17 protein-coding genes are annotated in these 20,235 nt (G+C 62.9%); 7 read left to right on the forward strand and 10 right to left on the reverse strand.

Annotated features, from left to right (window positions below; genetic code table 11):
• Nucleotides 1-40 precede the first annotated feature (40 nt).
• From pheT to AC5E6W_RS14245, 3 genes are all read right to left on the reverse strand, one after another.
• Nucleotides 41-2,185, reverse strand: a complete 2,145-nt coding sequence (gene pheT / locus AC5E6W_RS14235) for a phenylalanine--tRNA ligase subunit beta (RefSeq protein WP_491752975.1) — start codon at nucleotides 2,183-2,185, stop codon at nucleotides 41-43.
• 10 nt (nucleotides 2,186-2,195) lie between these two features.
• A complete protein-coding gene (locus tag AC5E6W_RS14240; protein ID WP_491752976.1) occupies nucleotides 2,196-3,389 on the reverse strand; it encodes an ATP-binding protein in 1,194 nt (397 codons plus the stop codon).
• A gap of 66 nt (nucleotides 3,390-3,455) precedes the next feature.
• A complete protein-coding gene (locus AC5E6W_RS14245) occupies nucleotides 3,456-5,030 on the reverse strand; it encodes a M28 family metallopeptidase (RefSeq protein ID WP_491752977.1) in 1,575 nt (524 codons plus the stop codon).
• A gap of 278 nt (nucleotides 5,031-5,308) precedes the next feature.
• On the opposite strand from AC5E6W_RS14245, the gene AC5E6W_RS14250 reads away from it, so the two are divergent.
• The gene (locus AC5E6W_RS14250; RefSeq protein WP_491752978.1) at nucleotides 5,309-5,881 is read left to right on the forward strand and encodes a YceI family protein; all 573 of its coding nucleotides are present in this window, start codon (nucleotides 5,309-5,311) and stop codon (nucleotides 5,879-5,881) included.
• Nucleotides 5,882-5,981: 100 nt separating this feature from the next.
• Here AC5E6W_RS14250 and AC5E6W_RS14255 read toward each other — a convergent pair whose 3' ends face one another.
• From AC5E6W_RS14255 to AC5E6W_RS14275, 5 genes are all read right to left on the reverse strand, one after another.
• A complete protein-coding gene (locus AC5E6W_RS14255) occupies nucleotides 5,982-6,344 on the reverse strand; it encodes a four helix bundle protein (RefSeq protein ID WP_491752979.1) in 363 nt (120 codons plus the stop codon).
• A 108-nt stretch (nucleotides 6,345-6,452) separates the two neighbouring features.
• Nucleotides 6,453-7,553: a phenylalanine--tRNA ligase subunit alpha gene (gene pheS, locus AC5E6W_RS14260; RefSeq protein WP_491752980.1), complete on the reverse strand. Its 1,101-nt coding sequence runs from the start codon at nucleotides 7,551-7,553 to the stop codon at nucleotides 6,453-6,455.
• Nucleotides 7,554-7,565: 12 nt separating this feature from the next.
• Entirely contained in the window at nucleotides 7,566-7,817 is a 252-nt protein-coding gene (locus tag AC5E6W_RS14265; RefSeq protein WP_491752981.1) for a type II toxin-antitoxin system HicB family antitoxin, read from the reverse strand.
• Complete coding sequence (locus AC5E6W_RS14270; protein ID WP_491752982.1) at nucleotides 7,814-8,008, reverse strand: type II toxin-antitoxin system HicA family toxin; 195 nt, start codon at nucleotides 8,006-8,008, stop codon at nucleotides 7,814-7,816. Before AC5E6W_RS14270 ends, AC5E6W_RS14265 begins: the two co-directional genes overlap by 4 nt.
• 18 nt (nucleotides 8,009-8,026) lie before the next feature.
• Nucleotides 8,027-9,562: a UbiA family prenyltransferase gene (locus AC5E6W_RS14275; protein WP_491752983.1), complete on the reverse strand. Its 1,536-nt coding sequence runs from the start codon at nucleotides 9,560-9,562 to the stop codon at nucleotides 8,027-8,029.
• A gap of 164 nt (nucleotides 9,563-9,726) precedes the next feature.
• Between AC5E6W_RS14275 and AC5E6W_RS14280 the strand changes: the two genes are divergently transcribed.
• The 4 genes from AC5E6W_RS14280 to AC5E6W_RS14295 all read left to right on the forward strand — a co-directional run bounded on the left by AC5E6W_RS14280 (nucleotide 9,727) and on the right by AC5E6W_RS14295 (nucleotide 14,782).
• Nucleotides 9,727-10,245, forward strand: coding sequence for an energy transducer TonB (locus tag AC5E6W_RS14280; RefSeq protein WP_491752984.1), 519 nt, complete (start codon nucleotides 9,727-9,729; stop codon nucleotides 10,243-10,245).
• 642 nt (nucleotides 10,246-10,887) lie between these two features.
• Nucleotides 10,888-12,606: a hypothetical protein gene (locus AC5E6W_RS14285; RefSeq protein WP_491752985.1), complete on the forward strand. Its 1,719-nt coding sequence runs from the start codon at nucleotides 10,888-10,890 to the stop codon at nucleotides 12,604-12,606.
• 147 nt (nucleotides 12,607-12,753) lie between these two features.
• Nucleotides 12,754-13,842 carry an ACP S-malonyltransferase gene (locus AC5E6W_RS14290; RefSeq protein WP_491752986.1) on the forward strand — a complete coding sequence of 363 codons (1,089 nt, stop codon included), beginning with the start codon at nucleotides 12,754-12,756 and terminating at the stop codon, nucleotides 13,840-13,842.
• A 361-nt stretch (nucleotides 13,843-14,203) separates the two neighbouring features.
• Nucleotides 14,204-14,782, forward strand: a complete 579-nt coding sequence (locus tag AC5E6W_RS14295) for a DUF4304 domain-containing protein (protein WP_491752987.1) — start codon at nucleotides 14,204-14,206, stop codon at nucleotides 14,780-14,782.
• A gap of 37 nt (nucleotides 14,783-14,819) precedes the next feature.
• Here AC5E6W_RS14295 and AC5E6W_RS14300 read toward each other — a convergent pair whose 3' ends face one another.
• Nucleotides 14,820-15,545: a hypothetical protein gene (locus AC5E6W_RS14300; protein WP_491752988.1), complete on the reverse strand. Its 726-nt coding sequence runs from the start codon at nucleotides 15,543-15,545 to the stop codon at nucleotides 14,820-14,822.
• Between the two features lie 172 nt (nucleotides 15,546-15,717).
• A complete protein-coding gene (locus AC5E6W_RS14305; RefSeq protein WP_491752989.1) occupies nucleotides 15,718-17,208 on the reverse strand; it encodes a deoxyribodipyrimidine photo-lyase in 1,491 nt (496 codons plus the stop codon).
• A gap of 166 nt (nucleotides 17,209-17,374) precedes the next feature.
• Between AC5E6W_RS14305 and AC5E6W_RS14310 the strand changes: the two genes are divergently transcribed.
• Both AC5E6W_RS14310 and rpoD read left to right on the forward strand, forming a co-directional pair.
• Entirely contained in the window at nucleotides 17,375-17,995 is a 621-nt protein-coding gene (locus AC5E6W_RS14310) for a GNAT family N-acetyltransferase (RefSeq protein ID WP_491752990.1), read from the forward strand.
• A gap of 375 nt (nucleotides 17,996-18,370) precedes the next feature.
• A complete protein-coding gene (rpoD, locus tag AC5E6W_RS14315) occupies nucleotides 18,371-20,083 on the forward strand; it encodes an RNA polymerase sigma factor RpoD (RefSeq protein ID WP_491752991.1) in 1,713 nt (570 codons plus the stop codon).
• The last annotated feature ends 152 nt before the right edge of the window (nucleotides 20,084-20,235 follow it).

Below are 20,235 nucleotides of genomic sequence, written 5' to 3' on the forward strand. Positions count from 1 at the left end.
TATTTCGCTGTTCTGCTATTCAGCTACTCTGCTCGCGCAGCTAGCTGCGCTGTACGCCGCCCACACCCGTAAGCGCCGCAACAATCTGCGCGCTCCACCCACCCAACTCATCCTCAGTCAGCGTGCGCTCCTTCGACTGAAGCACCACCCTCACCAGCATCGAGTAACTCCCCTGCGCAATCGCTCCGCCCGGCTTCGACGGCACGAACACCTCCAGCGGCGCCACGCTCTGCAGCTCGGCGATATCGAGCCCACGCACCGCACTCTCAACTGCAAGCCACTGCACGCTGGCCGGGAACACAAACGAGAAGTCCCGCTCCACCGCCTGGAACTTCGAGAGCTCCTTCGCAATCACCGAGTACAACGGCCGAGCATACAGCGCCGTAGCATTCACCTCGCCGACCACGACGATCTGCCGCAGCTTGCGCTTCTCCGACTCCGCAGCGCTCAGCTCACCAAACACCGCAACCTGCTCGCCGTCGAGCAGCACCCGAGCTCCGCGTCCCGCCGCAATCCACGCAGGCAGCCCGTCCGCGACGAAGCTCACAACTCCCACAAACTTCGCAACCAGCACCTCGAGCGCACCCTTCACCTCGAAGAACAACGCATCGCTCTCGACATACAGCGCCGTCGCACGAGCTCCACCCGTCGCGCCAATCGATATCGTCGCGCGCTCATGCACTTCCTTCGCCGATCCCGTAAACGCCGTGCCCATCTCATACAACCGCACTGCACTCACGCCGCGATTGAGATTGTTCGCCAGCATCTCCACCATGTTCGGCACAAGCGACGGCCGCAGCATCCCAGCCTCTTCACTCAGCGGATTGCCCAGCTTCACCGCACCGAGCGCCGTACCATCAGAATTCCCAAACGCCTCCGCACTCGCCGCCGAAACAAACGAGCTCGAGATCGCCTCGCTATACCCCAGCGCCCGCAACGTCTCGCGCAGCACGCGCTCCTGCTCCGCATGAGGCAGCCGCACCACACCACCTGCAAACGTCGGCAATGTGTTGGCAAACCTGTTGTAGCCATACACCCGCGCCACCTCTTCGATCAGGTCGATCTCGCGCTCGAGGTCCAGCCGCCAGCTCGGCAGCGTCACGCCATACTCGCCCGCCCGCGCGCCCGTCGCCTCCATGCCGCAACCCAACGCCGTCAGGTACTGCTCGACAATGGCCTCGTTGAGCCCCGACGTCTCGCCACCCTCGGCCAGCTGCGCATCTTCCAGTGTCGTGCCCAGGTGCCGCTGCACCTCGCTCACCCGCAGCACCACCGCCGCGCGTCCCGCGGTCTTCGCCTGCAGCTCCGGCACGATCACATCAGTCATCGGCCCGACAACTTTGCCGCCCGCCTGCTCCATCACCATCCGCGTCACGAGAGCATTCGCAATCGGCGCCGCATTGAAGTCCGCACCCCGCTCAAACCGATGACTCGCGTCCGTATGCAGTCCATGCCGCTTCGAACTCGCGCGCACCGCGCCCGGATCGAACCACGCGGCTTCCACGAGGATGTTCTTCGTCTCCTCGGTCACGCGCGAATCCCATCCGCCCATCACGCCCGCAAGCCCATGTGCCTGCTTCTCATCAGCGACAACGAGATCATCCGCCGTCAGCGTCTTCTCGCTGCCGTCCAGCAGCTGCAGCTTTTCGCCTTGCTTGGCGCGCCGCACCACAATCGAACCCGACAGCTTGTCCAGATCGAACACGTGAGTCGGCTGACCCATCGCCATCCAGCCAAAGTTCGTCACATCGACTGGCCCGCTGATCGGCTTCTGCCCCAGCGCCGCAAAGTACTCCGCGATGAGCCCACTCGCAGGCTTGACCGTAACGCCCCGAATCACCCGCGCCGTAAACCGCCCACAAAGATCCCGAGCCTCAATCCGCACCGGATACGCGTCACCTTCCACGACCGGGTGCCCCATATCTCGAAGAGATGTGGACAGGCCATGCACCTCCGCCAGACTCTTCAACGGCACGTCATAGATCGCCGCCGCCTCCCGCGCCACCCCATAGTGGTTCATCGCGTCGACGCGGTTGGTGGTGATGTCCATCTCAAAACGCGAGCCACCAGGCGCATCGAACACGCCCTCTACGGCAATGCCGCGCAGCGTTAGGTCTTCGGCGAGCTGACGATCGTCAACAGGAATCTCCACATACGTGCGGAGCCAGGAGGTCAGGATGTCCATAGGTCGTCTGTTACTCGTTACGCCAGTCTTCGCCTGGCATGATTCGTTTCATAAATTCGTCGAAAAGAGGAACCGTAAAGGCGGTGTCTCCATGTGCGGGACTCCAAATCATGCCCTTTGCAATGATGCGCTCCCGCAGCGGCCCAATCGCACTGACTTTTTTCCCCAGGATCGTTGCGATGTCACCGGACCGATGCGGCCCGGGCCCCAACTCCGCCATGGCCCGCAGGTACTTCCGCTCCCCGGGGGTAAGCCGGTCTAGGCGCACGCGAAAGAAGCTGTGATCCAGGGCCGCAATCGCCGACTCCGACGCCATGTCGACGTCGTTCCGGGTAATGGGAGAAGCCGCCGCGACGTTCCAAGAGTGCTTCCCCCACTCTTGCAGGAAGTACGGATACCCCTGGGTCTGACGCAAGATCTCGGTCAACGCCTCATCCGTGTACGTAATGCCTTCCACTGCGGCGGGCTTCGCGATGGCCTCTCTCGCATCTGCCTCCGACAGCGGTCCTACAGGAGGGAAATCGAACATTCGCTCAGCATAGGACTTTGCATGTCCCGCGAGCGCACGGAGCTGCGGGAGGCCCGCGCCAACCAGACCGACTGGCAACTGCCGCTGAGCGCAGCGATGGAGCGCCGCAATCAATGCAGCGAACTGGTCCTCCTCCAGATACTGCACCTCGTCCAGAAAGCTCACCACGGCTGTATTCGCAGCCTTCGCAGCCTCCCCAACGCGTTCCATGAGAGCGCTCAGGTCAACTTCAAGGTTCCCACTATCAGCCTCGCCTGGAGTTGGCTCGGTGTCGTACGTCAGCTCTATGTCGTTGTACTTAAGCTTCAGTCCCCTCACGAAGCCAGCCAGCGCACTCAGACCGCGGAAGGCAACGTCCTTTGCCGACTCCGTGCGGGAAAGCTTGAGCAAGGCAGAGCGCAGTTGAGGGGCAAGTAGCGCGGGCAGCGATCGGTTTTCAGGCGTTTCCGCACGGACCGTCAGAATCCCGCTGTCCTCTGCCTCAATCCGCAGGCGCTCCAGCAGAACTGTCTTGCCGACGCCGCGAAGGCCGACCATCAGTGTGTTCTTAGCCGAGCGTCCAGCGCGGATGCGCGCGATGGAAATCCCCACCTCTTCACGTAACGTATTCCGCCCCACCAGTTCCGGCGGAGGGGATCCTGCTCCAGGCGAATACGGATTGTGAATGCGATCCATACCTGCCTGAATATAACAAAGTTATCAAAATTACTGTGGTGGGATAATTTTTATAAATTTGTCAATTTAGTGCCCCTGCCGTGTCACTAGCAGAGGCCGCGGCCCATCCGCCACCGTATCCACCAGCTTGTAGAAGAACGTATCGAACTTCGTCGCTGCATCGAAGTCCATCGGCTGCGTCAGATCATCCTGAGGCCGGTGATACCTCACCTGGTACCACTCGCGGTAGCGCTTCTCCGCATCCGTGCCCGCGTCATACCCAAAGATGAACCCGATCGCCGGCACGCCCTTGTTCAGGAACGGAAAGTTGTCCGCCCGCCGAATCAGCCCACGCTCCGGCTCCATGTCATCACGAATCTCAATGTGCATAGGCCCAGCGACCGCCCTTGCGGTCGCGCCTAAAGAAGTCCTGTCCACACCCGGCGCCGTAAGGATGTGCAGCGGAAACAGCGGCCTCAGCTGATCGAGATTGATGTCCGCCACGATCTTCGAAAAATCAATCGTTGGGTGCGCCACAAAGTAGTTCGACCCCAGCAGCCCCTTCTCCTCGCCCATAAACGCGCACACCAGCACGCTGCGCTTCGGCTTCGGCAGCCGCCCCGCCTTCACGTCATCCGCATACTGGATTACCAGCGCCACGTACGCCGCATCGTCCAGCGTGCCGTTGTACAGGTTGTCGCCCTTCACCGGCTGCCCGTAGCCATAGCCGTCGAGATGCGCCGCAATCACCAGCACCTCATCCTTCAGCGCCGGATCGGAACCCTCCAGCAACCCAATCACATTCGGCGAAGCAACCTCCTTCTTCACCGTCTCCAGATGAGCGCTAAACGTCCGCCCCGTCAGGTCGAAGTTAGTAAGGGGCTCCTTTGCCCCTCCACGTTTCAAGACCGCCGCAGCATCCTGCCCCGAGCCTGAAAGCAGCTTCGTGAACGCCTCGGCGCTCAGCGTGAAGCTTACGAACGGCTTGCCTCCACGGCCTTCGCGCGGAGCTGCACCAGGCTCATGAATCGTCACCGACCGCGCATACGCAAACGGCCACCGCGGCGGCTCGATCGAGAAGTAAGGATCATCCACATTGACGATCGCCACACCACCCGCGCCCTGCACATTGCGAGCCCGCTCCGCTCCACTCGGCAGCCCTTCACGCTTCGTCCCGAAGCAGACGACAACCTTCCCCGCAACATCCGCACCCACCGCATCCTTGCCGCAGTAGCCGCGAAAGACGAGATCGCCCGTCGTGTCCACAGGCGTCGCATCATTCACCGCTGCAGTGATGTCTTCAAGAAACCGCAGTCGAAATGTATTCGAGCTCTTCTCGCCCTCGTGCACCACAATCCAAGCCGTCTTCGGGTCGATCTCCACCTGGTGCAGCGGCACGTTCTGCAGATAGCCGCCGTTCTCCCCCGCAGGCTTCAGCCCCGCCGCCTCGAACCGCTTCACCACGTACTCCGCCGCGCGCAGGTATGCCTCCGAGCCCGTATCGCGGCCCTCCATCCCATCGTTCGAGAGCGCCTCGGTGGTATGCCACCACGCCTTCGTATCCGCATCATGAATCGCAGCGTCGCGCGGATGCTCCTGCGCATACGACGAAGAAGCCGCGGCCAGCAGCACGCCGCAGAGAAGTCCAGAGAAGGTTCGCATGATGCGTCTGATCTTATCTCGACGTGCCCACAACTGCTCACTTCCTCGCAGCTCATCCCCTCATCGCTCGACGCTCAACAGACGCCGCCAGTTCCCCCCACGTAACCGCTTCCCGCCAAGTAACCGTTTCGATATCGAAATTCTTCGCTTCCTTCTCGACGCCCACGCATCTCTACCCGTACAGTGAAGACTCGCGTGCTCACCCGCCACTCGTACCGGCCGATTCATCGCAGTTTTCGATTCAGAAGCTATCTCTCGCATTGAGGATGAAACACCCCATGAAGACTTCGCTCATCGCCCTCGGCGCGGCCCTGCTCGCCGCCCCCGCCTTCGCCCAGACCAACACCTGGAACATCGACCCCAACCACTCCCAGGCCGGCTTCACCATCCGCCATCTCGGCATCTCCAATGTGCACGGAACCATCTCCAAGGTTGCCGGCACCGTGATCTGGGATCCCGCCGACCCCAGCAAGGACTCCGTCGTCGCTGACCTCGACGCCACCACCGTCGACACCACCGTCACCGCCCGCGACACCCATCTCAAGTCGCCCGACTTCTTCAACGTCGCGCAGTACCCCACCATCCACTTCCAGTCGACCAAGGTCTGGAAGTCCGGCAACGGCTTCAAGGTCGAAGGCAACCTCACTCTCGCCGGCGTGACCAAGCCCGTCACCCTCGACGTCGACGGCCCCGCACCAGCGCAGAAGGGTCAGCGCGGCGGCTTCGCCACAGGCCTCTCCGCCACCACCGTCATCAAGCGCACCGACTTCAACTTCGGCCCCAAGTTCGCTCCCCCCATGCTCGGCGAGGAAGTCAAAGTCACCCTCGACGTCGAACTGGGACAGAAGTAAGCAGTAGCAAGTTAGCGGCTCTGCCGTTAGCGAGTCAGCGAGTTCGCGTAGGAAGCGCGGCTAGCTGGCTCGCTAGTTTTTGCGAGTGCATCGAAGAGAGTCACGCACCGGGCGCATCATCTCTGTCGATTTTGGCTGACAGTTGTTGCGCGACTGCACGAAGCAAGCCGTTCAGTATCCTCGCGACCTCTTCGCATTCGTTCAAGACCGCACGGGCTTTGACCTCCGGAATGTAGCCGAAGTCCAGCGCGAGTTGTAACTGCGTTTCGACCTCGTAGAGCGAGCCCCGCGCTTGGGCCAGAAAGACCCGGAACAATCGATCCGAGAGCCTGCCGTGTCCTTCAGCAATGTTCGAAGGCACCGACACTGCGGCGCGCCGGACTTGAGACCAAAGATCTCGTCCTTCGGGAATCCGGCTGTTGCGGCGTACACCGACCTCGCAAGCGTCATCGAGCGCTGCCACACAAGAAGATCTCTATAGTGCCGGGTTCTCAAATCTCCGCTCCCCATTGCACAAGTTCGATTGTTGCAACGCTAACTCGCTAACCAGCTAACTCGCCAACTCGCTGCCCTACGCGAACTGTTCCAGAAATCGAGTATCCCCCGAAAACAACAACCCAATCTCGCTGACCCCATACTTCATCATCGTGATCCGGTCCACGCCCATGCCAAACGCAAAGCCCGAGACCTTCGCGGGATCGTACTTCGGCTCCAGCCCCATCTCGATGCGCCGCGCATCCACGGCCTTGAACACGTTCGGGTCCACCATGCCGCAGCCCAGCAGCTCAATCCATCCCGAGTGCTTGCACTTCCTGCATCCCTTGCCGCCACAGAACGGGCAGCTGATCTGCACATCCGCGCTGGGCTCCGTGAACGGAAAGAACGACGGAAAGAACCTCGTCTTCACGCTCGACCCAAACAGCGACTTCATCGCATGATCCAGCGTGCCCTTCAGATCGCTGAACGTGATGTTGGTATCCACACACAGCCCTTCGACCTGGTGGAACATCGGCGAGTGCGTCGCGTCCTGCGCCTCATTGCGATGCACCTTGCCCGGAATCACAATCCGCAGCGGAGGATCCTGCGCCAGCATCGTCCGAATCTGCACCGGAGACGTATGCGTCCGCATCAGCAGCCGCTCGCGCAGCGGCTTCGACTCCTGGTCGGCGAGCACCAGCGTGTCCTGCGTATCGCGCGCCGGATGGTTCGGAGGAAAGTTCAGGCTCTCGAAGTTCAGGAAGTCGTTCTCAACCTCAGGCCCAATGCCCACCGAGTACCCCATGCGCTCGAAGACCGACACCAGCTCGTTCATCGTCTTCGTCAGCGGATGCTCCGCCCCCGGCTTGTGCGCACTGCCAGGCAACGAGATATCCAGCGAGCGGACCTCGACCTTTACAGCGGCCGCCGCGCTTTCATCAACAAGCGCCTCGACTTGCTGCTTCAGCTCATTGAAGCGCTGCCCGATGAGCTTCTTCGCTTCCACGGGCGCAGCCTTCAGCCACGCATCGCTGATCGCCTTCAGCCGGCCCTGCTTGCGGCCAAGCCAATCCAGTCGAAACTGCTCGCGATCGAGGTTCGGGGTCGCAGCCTCGCGCTCAGCATCGGCACGCACTGCGGAGAACGCTACGTCCAGCGACGCTTCGGAGAAATCTGTAAGTTGCGGGATATCCAATTGCTATCTTCCTTACGCGGACTTAGCCAGACGTTGCGGCCACGTCTCAACGATGTCAGTCTTCACGCTGCCAACGCGGGTCGTCGGTACCGGGATCGGGTCGCCGTCCTCCAGGAGCGCCTCAAGGTGGAATTCGATCCCTTCGCGGATGAGCTGCTCGACCTCTTCGAACGTCTCGCCCGCAGCGCCGAGCCCAGGCAGATCAGGCGCATAAGCACCCCATCCTGTCTCGCCCTTTTCGTAGATGACAACGTACTCTCTCATGGCTTCCATCCCGCTTGTTTCTGAATGAAATTGTAGATACTTGGAGGAACATCAGCTGACGACTTGCCTGCCAGCGTTACTTTGCCCGGCCTCGTCGGATGGACGAACTGCCGATGGCTTCCCTTTTGGTCTTTCAACCGCCAGCCTTCTTCTTCAAGTCTCTTCTGAACATCTCTGAACTTCGGCGGCACCCCAACAATTTTACGCCCCTACACCGCGAACCAAACCACCGCCATCATCACCACGCCCAGCGCCAGACTGCGCTTATCCGTGATCGCCCACACCACCGGATCGTCATGCATCTGCCCGCGGCTCGCCAGCATCCACACCTGGCTCAGCCACAGCAGCAGCACCGGAATCACCAGCCACAGCAGGTACGCATGCTTGTACAGCAGCATCGTCGAACTGTCGCGAATGTACAGCGTCAAAATCAACACCGCCGCATACGACGCGCCTGTGCCCAGCGCCCGCACCTGCTCCAGGTCCGCCACGTGATACCCACGCCCGCTGGTCGACAACCCGCCCCGCTCGCGCGTCAGCTCCAGCTCCGCAAACCGCTTCACAAACGCCAGCGACAGGAAGAAGAACACGCTGAACCCCGCCAGCCACGTCGATACCGGAACATTCGTCGCCGCCGAGCCCGCCAGGATCCGCAGCGTGTACAGCCCACTCAGCGTGAACACATCCAGCAGCAGCTTGCGCTTGAGGAAGAACGAGTAGATCAGCGTGCTCGCCGTATACAGCGCCAGCCAGCCCAGGAACGCATGCGGCAGCCGCAGCGTGTAGCCAGGATCGATCGCATGGATCAGCGGCAGCAGCAGCGCCGCGATCGTCACCGCGATCGCCATCAGCACCACCACAGCACCCACGCCTTCGATCGCCGAAAGATCCCCCGCCGCAAATGGCCGCCGCCGCTTGCGAGGATGCTTGCGGTCCGCCTCGATATCCAGCAGGTCGTTCACGATATAAGTCGCCGACGCACACAGCCCGAAGCTCACGAACGCGAACACCGCGCCCACCAGCGCTCCCAGCCGCCAGTCGTGCGCCAGCATCATCGGCACAAAGATCAGCGTGTTCTTCGCCCACTGGTGCAACCGAATCGCCCGCAGCCACGCCTTCAGCGGCATCGCCCGGTCATCGAATCGCGCCACCGGAATCGTGCCCGCGGCCTTCAGCCGTGTACTCAGCGCGCGGTCCGGGTTCGCCACCATCGGCGATTCGCACGCCGCCAGCAGCGTCGCATCCGGCTTCGCATTCCCGATGTAGCAGAACCGCTCACCGAACTGCTCCCGAAACGCCGCCAGCTTATTCCCGCCCGCCAGGTTCACCGTGCCATCGGTAGCCAGCACCCCGGTAAAGATTCCCAGGTACTCCGCCACCCGTTCGGCGAAGACCCTGTCGCTCGCCGTCGCAAGGTAGATCGCCCGGCCCCGCCCATGCTGCACCCGCAGCCATTCCAGCAGCGGACGGTTCCACGGCAGGTGCTCCACCTCCAGCGTCACATGCTCCGCCACATGCCGCTTGAACCGCGGCTTGCCCTGCGCAATCCATCCCGGGATCTGCACCAGCGCCTGCGGATGCTGCCGCACCATCGCCAGCACCGAATCCACCAGCGTGTCCGACTTCACCAGCGTGCCGTCCAGGTCCACGCAGATCGCCGTACCCGCAGCCACCTCGATCACCGAAATGCCATGGCCGTCAGCCGTCGCGACGATGGGCTCAAACTGTGTCTCCGACGCTGCCATCCCGCTCCCTTCGAGCGCCTAAGCTCCTGCCAACTTCTTCGCCCGCACCATTCCACCACGCATCGTGCCCCGCAAGACGACGTACCGGTTGAACGTCCGGGCAACTGGAGCGATACCCCATTCTACCGGCGTGCCCCACTCCGTTCTGCGCTACACTCCGTCGCATGAGGACACTCGGTGTTGCCCTTGGGCTGGCTCTGCTGGGGTTGGATGCGGGATACGCCCACAGCCAGCAACCCATCGCTCCCTGCGGCCTCGCCTCCGTCACGCCCGGCGTCGAACTCGTCTATCTTCCCATCGCCAAGGCCGCTCACGTCCAGGGAACAGTCATCCTCATGACCCGCTTCAACACCGACGGCAGCGTGGACGCGACTCGCACACTCTCCGGCCCGGCCATGCTCGAGAAGGCAGCAGTGTCGTTTGTGAACAGCTGGCATATGAATGCCTACGGGGGACCGAGAGAATGTCCGATCGTCATCAAGTTCGACGCAGACGTCTGGGAGCCAACCTGCGATTACGAGCACTTACACCACGAGGTTGTATGGGTTGACCCGCAACACGTCACGGCTCGGGACCAATTCGTCATGATCTGCGATCCCGGTGCGACGATTACGCCTACCTGCCGGCACTTTCTCTTCTTCCGCTGGTGCCCGAAGCCGCAGGCCGATGGGTCTCGGGGATGATTGTCTCGCTCCAAGTCACCCCTCCTCGTCCCCCTCCCCCAACTGTCCCATTTCGCTCCCACCCACGCCCTCGCCCCACCACCTTTGCGGAGTTCCCACGACGGAAGGACAGCTCCACACTTCTTCCATCGCGAGCTGCATCAACCCATGCCCTCGCGCCGAGAAAACATTGTCCCGCAGGTGATGGGCGTTTTCGCCAAGGAAAACGCTGCTAAGCCACCCTCGGGATGCTGGGTAACAGGAGAAAGGCTCGAGGTCCCCTATGCACCATGCGCTGCTGATCCTCGGCGTCACGCTCTCCACCGCGCTCACTGCGGCGCTGGTCTCCGTGCGCCCGAATCCCTCCTCGAACTCTGAGCATCGTAAGTAGGCCTGTAAAGGCCCTTCTGCACTGACGACAGGCGGCCGGCTCCCCCCGGCCGCCTTCGCCTTTTCAGGACGAATCCAGACGCGGTTCCCGCCGTAAAACTTCCCCCCGCAACCCGCGTCTAATCCCAGCAGCCAGCCGTGGGCAGGTTTCCGTGTGCCCGCTCGCAGCTACCCTCCCTCCGCGATTCCGCCGAATCCCGTACCATCGCCGGGGAGAACTCTCCATCTGCTGGCAGGCCACTCTACCCGCCTGCTGGCAAGCTTTTTGACCTTATGACCCGCCGCCTCTTCAGCCCCCGCTTCGCCCGCATCCCCCGCGTCGCCGCGGCCCTCGCTCTGGCCGGAGCGGCCACAGCCTCCAGCGCCCAGATGCACAAGGTCGAAGCCCCCGAAAAAACCACCCGCGCCATCGGCGTCTACGAGTGGACCGGCGAGCTCGGCAAGCCCTCCGCCATGCGCCTCATCCCTATCTCCCTCTTCATCAACGGCCACTTCGAGGACGCCGGAGCCTACCTCGCCCGGCCCGTCCCCTGGGTCCTCGATACCGGCAACGAGTTCTTCATCGAGAAGGCCGGCCAGCATGAAGGCACCCTCGACCTCGAGTTCGCGCGCAACTACTTCACCATGCGAGCCATGGCCGACGACAATCCCATGGGCTCCTGGTATGGCTACGGCAAGTTCCTCCTGCCCGCCGCCGAGCCCAAACCCAAGCCCCTCAAGCCGTCCCGCGTCGCGCCCACCATCGAGGGCTCGGACGACGACTCCCGTCCCCACATGTCCCATCGCACGCCCCCCAGCGTGCCCAGCAATAGCCCCAAGGACAGCCCCGGCACGGACTCCACACCCGCGACTGATCCCGACAAACCCACCCTGGGCCGCCGCACTCCCGCCGCCACCTCCGGCAGCGACTCGACCACCGCCTCCAACAGCTCCGACACCTACGATCCCGACCGTCCCACCCTCCGCCACAAGGACGACGACGGCAAAAAGAAGAAGAACAACAAGCCCCAGGGCTATGTCAGCGGTCCCTCTGACTCGCTCAACGACGATCCCGACCGCCCCAAGCTCCACCACTCCAGCGCTGAGGCCGAGGCCGGCCCCACTCCCCTCACCGGAATGCCCGCGCAGCTCCACCAGGCCGTCGCTATCTCCGACCCCGTCACCCACCCGGCCCACGTCTTCACCCGCGCCTGGGACTCAGAAACCGAGCGCACCGAAACCCTCACCGCCCTCCAGGCCCAGGCCCGCACCCGCATCACCGCCTACCTCGCCGCCAACAAACTCAGCCCCGGCATTCCCGGAGCCCACCTCGCGTCTACGTCAACGGAAACAGGCAGCGGGAAACCCTCGACGGCGACCAATGCCGCAGCTGGCTCCGCAAGCAGCGATTCAAGCTACGACCCCAACTACCACCCCGTCCTCCGCACCAAGGCCTCTGCAGACGTCGCAGCGGCCGCCGCAAAGAAATCCACCACCACCCCGGCAGCAGCCACGACCGCCAAGGCAACGACACCAGCAACGACAACCGCCAAACTTACGACCCAGACAGCCCCGAAGCCTGCCGCCCACCTCACCCCGGCCCAAGCCGCAGCCGCCCGTCGCGCAGCCGCCCGCAAAAAAGCTCTCGCCGGCCCTCCCCAGCTCGCTCTCACCGACGAACAGCTCTCCGGCTACGAACTCTCTTTCGGCGGCCTTCCCACCTTCGTCTACACGGCACAGGTCCCCACCGCCGAAGGCCCCACCGTCTACGTCACCCTCGTCGCCCAGAAGCTCCCCTCCGGCGAGTTCCAGGTGGCCCTCGCCTCCGTCACCGACGCCCAGCACCTCAACCGCGTCCCCTGGATGCGCGCCATCGACGTCGTCGACCCCGACAACGAGCACCGCGCCAGCCTCCTCATGGAGCTCCGCGCCCAGAACTCCCGCCAGTTCGCCCTCTACCGCCTCACCGGCCCCCAGGCCGAACAAATCTTCGTTACCGGCGTCATCGAGTAGTCCAAGAACCAAACTGGCATCTGGCCATCTGGAATCTGGCAACTCGCAGCTCAAAACCCGCAGCTCGAAACTCGTTCGGCATTCGCTCGCTGTTCCGCTGTTCTGCTTCTCTGCTGTTCTGCTCGCTTCTAAGTACACTGAACAGCGATGGCTACCCCCACCGCTCCCCGCATCGCGCTTCTCTTTCCCGGCCAGGGCTCCCAGACCGTCGGCATGGGCAAGGCCTTCTACGACGCCTCACCCGCCGCCCGCGCTGTCTTCGAGGAAGCCGACGACGCCCTCGGATTCTCGCTCTCCAGGCTCATCTTTGAAGGCCCCGAAGACCAGCTCAAGCTCACCGAGCACACCCAGCCCGCCATCCTCACCATGTCGATCGCGGCTTATCGCATGCTTGAGCCGGAACTGAAGTCCCGCGGCCTCGAAGTCGCCTTCGCCGCCGGCCACTCCCTCGGCGAGTACTCCGCCAACGTCGCCGCCGGAACCTTCTCCTTCGCCGACGCCGTCCGCACCGTCCGCTCCCGCGGCCAGTTCATGCAGCAGGCCGTCCCCGCAGGCCTCGGAGCCATGGCCGCCATCCTCGGCCTCGACGCCAATCGCATCAACGATCTCTGCTCCCAGGTCTCCGACGAGCTGACCTCGGCCCCGCCCGTCACCGGCCCCATCGCGCAGTCCGCCTCCGTGGTCGATGCCATCGCCGACCCCGCCAACCCCGCCGAATCGCCCTCCCAGGCCGCCGCGCAGGTCTCCGCCATCGTCGCGCCCGCCAACCTCAACTCGCCCGACCAGACCGTCATCTCCGGCGCCAAAGAAGCCGTCGAGCGCGCCGCCGCGCTCTGCAAGGAAGCCGGCGCCAAGCGCACCGTCATGCTGCCGGTCTCCGCGCCCTTCCACTGCAAGCTCATGCAGCCCGCGCAGGATCAGCTCGCCTCCACGCTCGAGTCCATCGCCTTCCACGACCCCACGTTCCCCGTCGCCGCCAACATCGACGCCCGCCTGCTCGTCCGCGGCATGGAGATCCGCGACGCCCTCATCCGCCAGGTCACCGGCGCCGTTCGCTGGGTCGAGTGCATCCAGCTCCTCGCCGCCTCCGGCGCGACGCACTACATCGAAGTAGGCCCCGGCAAAGTCCTCACCGGCCTCAACCGCCAGATCGACCGTGCCCTAGCCACCACCAACGTAGAAGACCCCGCCAGCCTCGAAAAGACCCTCGCTGCCTTCACTCCCACCGAAGCCTAGCCCCGAATCCGGCTCCCACTACCGCGGGTGCCCCGGGTCCGGACTCTCGGACCCGGGCTGATCGCCCTTCACAGATCGAGGACCACCCACCAACCGGGTGCCCCACATCTCGACTTTGAGATGTGGGTTTGCAGGATCCCCAAGGCCCACCACGTTGATCAGCCTGGGTCCCCTAAGGGACCCAGGCTGATCAACGACAACGCACGCAAAGCCTTCAAATGCAATCGCGCAAGTCCGGGTCATTGGCATTTCGCCGCATAAGCGTGACACTGATTTCACATCGGTCAAATCAGCGGAGCCTACGGTGCCAAAGGAATCTGAAAAACTCTTCCAACGTCTCCTTCGGGAGCTCCGGCCTCTCTTGAAGGCCAACGGATTTCGCGCTTCCAGCCCAAACTTCATTCTCGAATCGGACGAGTGCTGGGTCATCGTCAACTTCCAGAAGAGCCGCTGGTCCACTCCCGATGAGACAACGTTCTACATCAACGTCGCAGCTGCCTCGAAACGCTGGTCGGGCCTCGACTCTCGACCATTGGAGAAGACCCCAGCGTTCTATGGCTGCGACTGGCGATGGCGAGTAGAGTTCTTCGCTCCAAAGGAGCAGCGCACAATTCAGCAGTGGACCCTTCGCGACGAAGGAAGCTATCAGAACACCCTCTCCTATCTCATCCCCCTCTTTACAGAACACGTTCTGCCCGCGACGAAAACAATGACGACCGAAGCCGGCTTGCTACTGCACTCTAGTGAAGTCGAATATCCGCAACTCAAGACTCGAACAGTGATCTACGCTTCCACAGCGAGGCTCGAGGATCTGAGGGAAGCAGTGAGTACGTTGATCGAGAAGTTTGGCACCGGCGCAGTAGCTGACGCTACGCGGGCGCATCTCAGCCTCCTTCATGAGAACTTCCCTGACGAGATGCGAGCTGTCGAGCACGCATAGCCGGGTGCCCACCTCTCATCAGATCCTCCGACCTCTGTTACTTCGTCTGCTCCAACGTCATCGCAAACGTCGGTGGCGGCGTCTCCTCGAACGCCGTCACCACCATCCGCGACTGGAACCACGGATACGCCGGGCTCGGCCCCAGCGTCTGGTAGTTGGCGTTGAAGTACGCCTCCACCTCCTGCCCCTCGGGCACAGGGCTCGGAGCGTGATCCAGCACCACGTGGAAGATCGGCATCATGCGCGGCACCACTGCAGCATCGGCCTCGCGCCAGTACGCCATCGCGATCCGGTCCGCGCCATACTCCGTCGCATACGGCTTCGCGTCCTGGTGACGGCACGCCTGCCACCAGTGCCCCATCTCATGCACGAAGATCCACCGATGCGATGCGCGATCGAACAACTCCTGCACATCGGCATCCGTGGCATTCGGCCCGGCCAGCATCTTGAAGAACGCCTTCTCCCGCGGCTGTAACAGCGTCCACTCCGACGTACTCAGCGTGTTGCTGGCCTGGTTGTAGTTGCCCCAGGATGGAATATCCATCACCACGATCTTCGGTGGCGCAATGTCGCACGAGAACCCCGCCGCCTTCACCCGCGCCACAAACTCATCCCGCTGTGCGACAGCCTTCGTCCGCGTCGCCGCAACGGCCTCGGTCTCCGGCGTCGCCACAGACGCAACCTGCTGCGCGGAGCCCGCAAGCGCAACCAGTAGCGCCACAGCTCCCAGAACGACTGGCCCATAACCCCAACGACGGCTCAAACCTAACGACAAGAATCCCCGGCAAAAATTCATCACTGCGCTCTCCCTGTTACGGAAACCTGCGCTCAAGGCGACCAGCGCGATGCCTCATCTTTCCATACAAACGACCAGTCGGGTACCCCACATCTCGATTTTGAGATGTGGGTTTGCAGGATATCCCGCAGCCTCTTCTTCAGAACAGACTCGGTGACCCATTCCACCGCCGCACATACGCCCCCGAGTCAAACTTCTTCCCCGTACTCGCTCCACTCATATACCGCCGCTTGCCAAACACCGGCCGCTCTCCCCACGCGCGGTCGAACTTGCCCAGCACCGCCCACGCCACACCCGCATATCCATTGGGGTCGCGCCCATCGAGAAAATATTTATCGTTGAGGTGAATCGCCACCTTCATTGCGATCGCCGCATTCGGCGTCCATTCCACGATCTTCTTCGCCCAGTACATCCGCATGTAGTTATGCATCCAGCCGTAGTCCACCATCTGCCGCTGCGCCGCATTCCATAACTCATCGTGCGTGCGTCCGGCCTCCAGCTCCTTCAGCGAGTACAACCGCTCGCGCTCGTCACGATCGTGCTTCGCAATCGTCTCCCGCGCCCAGTTGTCCGCGCACTTCGGCGAGTCATACTCCGGCTGGTAGCGCACGAAGTTCACCGCCAGCTCCCGCCACGCGACGATCTCGTTGAGATAACTCTCCCGTGCAGCCTTTAGCTGTATCTTGCGCGCACCCTCCGCCTTCGCTACCGCCTCATCAATCGCCAGCAGAATCGTCACTGGCCCAATGTTCCCGAAGTGCAGATACGGGCTCATCTTGCTCGTGCCATCCGTCTCCGGCTTATTGCGCTCGCGGTCATACCCGTCCAGCATCTTGGCGACAAACAGCTTCAGCCGTATCACCGCTGCAGTGTGCCCGCCCTTCCACGCTTCAACAGGTGCCACGCTGCGATCGAAGTCCGTCCACCCCCGCGTAATGTCCAGCTTGGGATCGTCCGTCAGCAATCCACGCGACCGCTTCCACGCAACCTCCGCGTGCGGATTCCCATAAGGCGCCAGAAACTCCGGCAGCGCCCGATACAACCTCGGTCGCGCCACGCCCGCGGAAAACTGCGCCTTCTCCAGCAGCTTCGACGGCACGACCACATCCGCATCCATCGTCCAGAAAGGAACCTTCAGTTTTGCCGCGACCTGCTTCCGCCACTGCTCCGGAGCCCGCATCGGGTTCTCATCCCCGATCACCATCGCCGCATCCACATCCGCAAAGAACCGCAGGTGATCCTCATCCGGAGGCCGCCGCATCACGAAGCCCACCCCCCGAGCCTCGCAGTCCGCCTCCACATCCCGCAGGCCTTCATTCATAAACGCGTAGTGCCGCAGATTCGCATGCGGAAAGTTGCTGATGCACGCGAAGTACACCACGCACGGCAGCCTCAGCGCATTGGCCACATCCACGGCCTTATCCAGCGCATGGTTGTCCCGCCCCCGCTGCGCCCGCTGCATCCAGTACACAACGCACTTGCCATCCGGCACCCCGCCCCGCCGCACTATCACCCGAGCATCGTTCGCCAGCGCCTTCAGCGCCTCAGGAACCTGCGGATCCTCCGCCAGCTCCTCGCCCAGCCGCGCATACAGCGCATCCTGCCGCTGCACCTCGGTCAGATCCTTCACCCTCACAGCTCAAAACCCGCAACTCGCAGCTCGATCACGCTTTCTCCTACGCTCAGCTTGCAGACTATCCCTGCGTCCTGAGCCCTGACCCCGCGCCCTCAACTCCAGTACCATCGCAGGCAGCGAGTCCTTGCCCCACGTTGACCGCATGAAAGATCCAATCCCCATGTCCACAAACTCCTGCGCCCCTGCTCCCAGCCTCCCCACCTCCGAGCCAGCCGTCGAGCCCATCACCCTCCGCCTCGCCACGCCCGCCGACGCCCCCGCGCTCGCCCTCGTCAGCGCCGCCACCTTCCTCGAGGCCTTCACCTGGATGCTCCCCGGCGCGGACATCGTCGCGCACTGCGCCAACAACCTCACCCCCCAGGCCTACGCCCACTACCTCGCGCAGCCCGAAACCCGCATCACCCTCGCCACCGCCGGCCTCGATGTCCCCGTCGGCTATGCCATGCTGGCCGCACCCGATCTCCCCACCGTCCAGACCAGTCCTCAAGACATCGAGCTCAAGCGCATCTATCTCTTCTCCCGCTTCCGTTCGAAGACCACCCCCGTCACCAACCCTCCTGTCGGCTCGCCCGCGGACGTCCGTCCCGGCCAGGCCCTCATGGACGCCGCCGTCGCCGAAGCCCGCGCCCTCGGCAAGGCCCGCCTGCTGCTCGGCACCCACGAAGGCAACGAGCGTGCCATCGCCTTCTACCGCCGCAACGGCTTCTCCGACGCCGGCCGCCGCACCTTCCAGGTCGGCTCCCAGCAGTGCTGCGACCTCGTTCTGGCCAAAGCCCTCTAACTATCGTCGAGTGCTCCCGGTTCAGCGTTTGTCCACTGATCGATGGCCCGGCTCAGTGTCGGGAAAAGCGGCATACCTCCCCGGAGTGCCTAAGGCTGTGCACCCTGCATCTTTCTGCTTGGTTTCACGTCTAACTGAGTGGTAGACTGTGTTTCGCTGGAGTATTGCGCCTCCGAGTTGCCGAAGCCTTCCCTGTCCGGTCTTTTCCGGGTCCACATGTTGCTTCCGCCTGCGCCCGCGGCCTAGACCGCACCTTCGCTGCCAGCGTTCCGTAGCATCACAGGGATTTCCACGCGCTCCCGTTTCGTCGCGTCGCGATCCCGCGAATGTTTTGCCCTGTGCCCGGGTGCGCACGGGGCCTGAGGAGTGCCTCACGTGGCTGAAGAGTTAGACAATTATCAAGAAGACGTAGACCGGATCATCGAGACCGGCAAAGAGAAGGGCTACCTTACCTACGGCGAGGTCAACGACCTGCTCCCTGGCGACATCACGTCCCCCGATGAGCTCGATGACCTGATGACCACCATCAATACCCAGGGCATCGATGTCCTCGCCGAAGGCCGTAACGGTCGCGGTGGCGCTGACAGCGAAGACGCCGAGGCAGGCGAGGACTCCGACGACGTCGAACTCGACCTCTCGCCCGGACAGCTCGAGAAGACCAACGACCCCGTCCGCATGTACCTCCGCGAGATGGGAACCGTTCCCCTGCTCACCCGCGAGGGCGAAGTAGAGATCGCCAAGCGCATCGAGCGCGGCCAGCTCCGCGTCATGAAGGCCGTCTCCCGCTCGCCCATCGTCATCCGCGAGATCGTGGGCCTCGGCGAAGATCTCAAGCGCGGCGTCCGCAACATCAAGGAAGTCGTCACCTTCGACGAGGAAGAGCTCACCGAAGAGATCCTGCAGGCCCGCGTCAAGGCCACCGTCGCCAAGATCGACGAGCTGGTCAAGCACCAGAAGAAGACCGCCGAGAACGAAGCCAAGGCTGCCGACCCCCAGGGCAAGGACGCCAAGGCGAAGCAGAAGTTCGCTCGCAAGCATCGCTGGCTCATGGGCCGCGAAATGGTCTTCGTCTCCCGCATCGTCCGCGAGCTGAAGTACACCAACGGCGAGAAGAAGCGCCTCCTCGACAAGGTCAACAAGACCGTCGACTCCATGCGCACGCTGGAACGCCAGATCCGCTCGCTCGAGGTCAAGTTCGAGACCTCGCGCTCTGAGGAGCTGAAGAAGGAATACAAGCGCCAGCAGAAGAACTGCCGCACCGATCTCGAGCGCGTCGAGGCCGACGCCGGCATCTCCCTCGAAGACCTCAAGCGTACCCAGCGCGAGATCATCCAGGGCGACATGGACGCCGAGAAGGCCAAGCGCGAGCTCATCGAAGCCAACCTTCGCCTCGTCGTCTCCATCGCGAAGAAGTACACCAACCGCGGACTGCAGTTCCTCGACCTCATCCAGGAAGGCAACATCGGCCTGATGAAGGCCGTCGACAAGTTCGAGTACCGCCGCGGCTACAAGTTCTCGACCTACGCCACCTGGTGGATCCGTCAGGCCATCACCCGCGCCATCGCGGACCAGGCCCGTACGATCCGCATCCCGGTGCACATGATCGAGACCATCAACAAGCTCATCCGCACCTCGCGTCAGCTGGTGCAGGAACTCGGTCGCGAAGCCTCCTCCGAAGAGATCGCCAAGCGCATGGACATCCCCGTCGCGAAGGTCCGCAAGGTCCTCAAGATCGCGCAGGAGCCCATCTCGCTTGAGACTCCCATCGGTGAAGAGGAAGACTCGCACCTCGGTGACTTCATCGAAGACCGCATGGCCGTCAGCCCATCCGACGCCGTGATCTCGGTCAACCTGAAGGAGTACACGAGCCAGGTCCTCCGCACCCTGACCCCGCGCGAAGAGCGGGTCATCAAGATGCGCTTCGGCCTCGAAGACGGCTCCGAACACACCCTCGAAGAGGTCGGCCAGTCCTTCCAGGTCACCCGCGAGCGTATCCGCCAGATCGAAGCCAAGGCTCTCCGCAAGCTCCGCCACCCCAGCCGCAGCCGTAAGCTGCGCGCCTTCGTGGACGGCGTCAAGGAAATGTAACTCGCTTCGTCTCGAAGTGACAGCAAAGCCGCCTGCGGGCGGCTTTGCTGTTTGTACCCCGCACACTCGGCTACCCGAGTGCCGATTCTGTTACCTCCGTTGAGTCCATGTAACGGCTTGGTACTCCACGCTGACGTATGCTCAAGTCCTGT

The sequence above is a fragment of the Bryocella sp. genome, assembly GCF_058498515.1.

Excerpts from the sequence above, each read along its gene's own strand:
- AC5E6W_RS14250 (WP_491752978.1), top strand. The coding sequence starts at position 5,309 with ATGAAGACTTCGCTCATCGCCCTCGGCGCGGCCCTGCTCGCCGCCCCC.
- AC5E6W_RS14245 (WP_491752977.1), bottom strand. The coding sequence starts at position 5,030 with ATGCGAACCTTCTCTGGACTTCTCTGCGGCGTGCTGCTGGCCGCGGCT.
- AC5E6W_RS14310 (WP_491752990.1), top strand. The coding sequence starts at position 17,375 with ATGTCCACAAACTCCTGCGCCCCTGCTCCCAGCCTCCCCACCTCCGAG.
- AC5E6W_RS14275 (WP_491752983.1), bottom strand. The coding sequence starts at position 9,562 with ATGGCAGCGTCGGAGACACAGTTTGAGCCCATCGTCGCGACGGCTGAC.
- AC5E6W_RS14240 (WP_491752976.1), bottom strand. The coding sequence starts at position 3,389 with ATGGATCGCATTCACAATCCGTATTCGCCTGGAGCAGGATCCCCTCCG.
- pheT (WP_491752975.1), bottom strand. The coding sequence starts at position 2,185 with ATGGACATCCTGACCTCCTGGCTCCGCACGTATGTGGAGATTCCTGTT.
- AC5E6W_RS14280 (WP_491752984.1), top strand. The coding sequence starts at position 9,727 with ATGAGGACACTCGGTGTTGCCCTTGGGCTGGCTCTGCTGGGGTTGGAT.
- AC5E6W_RS14290 (WP_491752986.1), top strand. The coding sequence starts at position 12,754 with ATGGCTACCCCCACCGCTCCCCGCATCGCGCTTCTCTTTCCCGGCCAG.
- AC5E6W_RS14265 (WP_491752981.1), bottom strand. The coding sequence starts at position 7,817 with ATGAGAGAGTACGTTGTCATCTACGAAAAGGGCGAGACAGGATGGGGT.
- AC5E6W_RS14285 (WP_491752985.1), top strand. The coding sequence starts at position 10,888 with ATGACCCGCCGCCTCTTCAGCCCCCGCTTCGCCCGCATCCCCCGCGTC.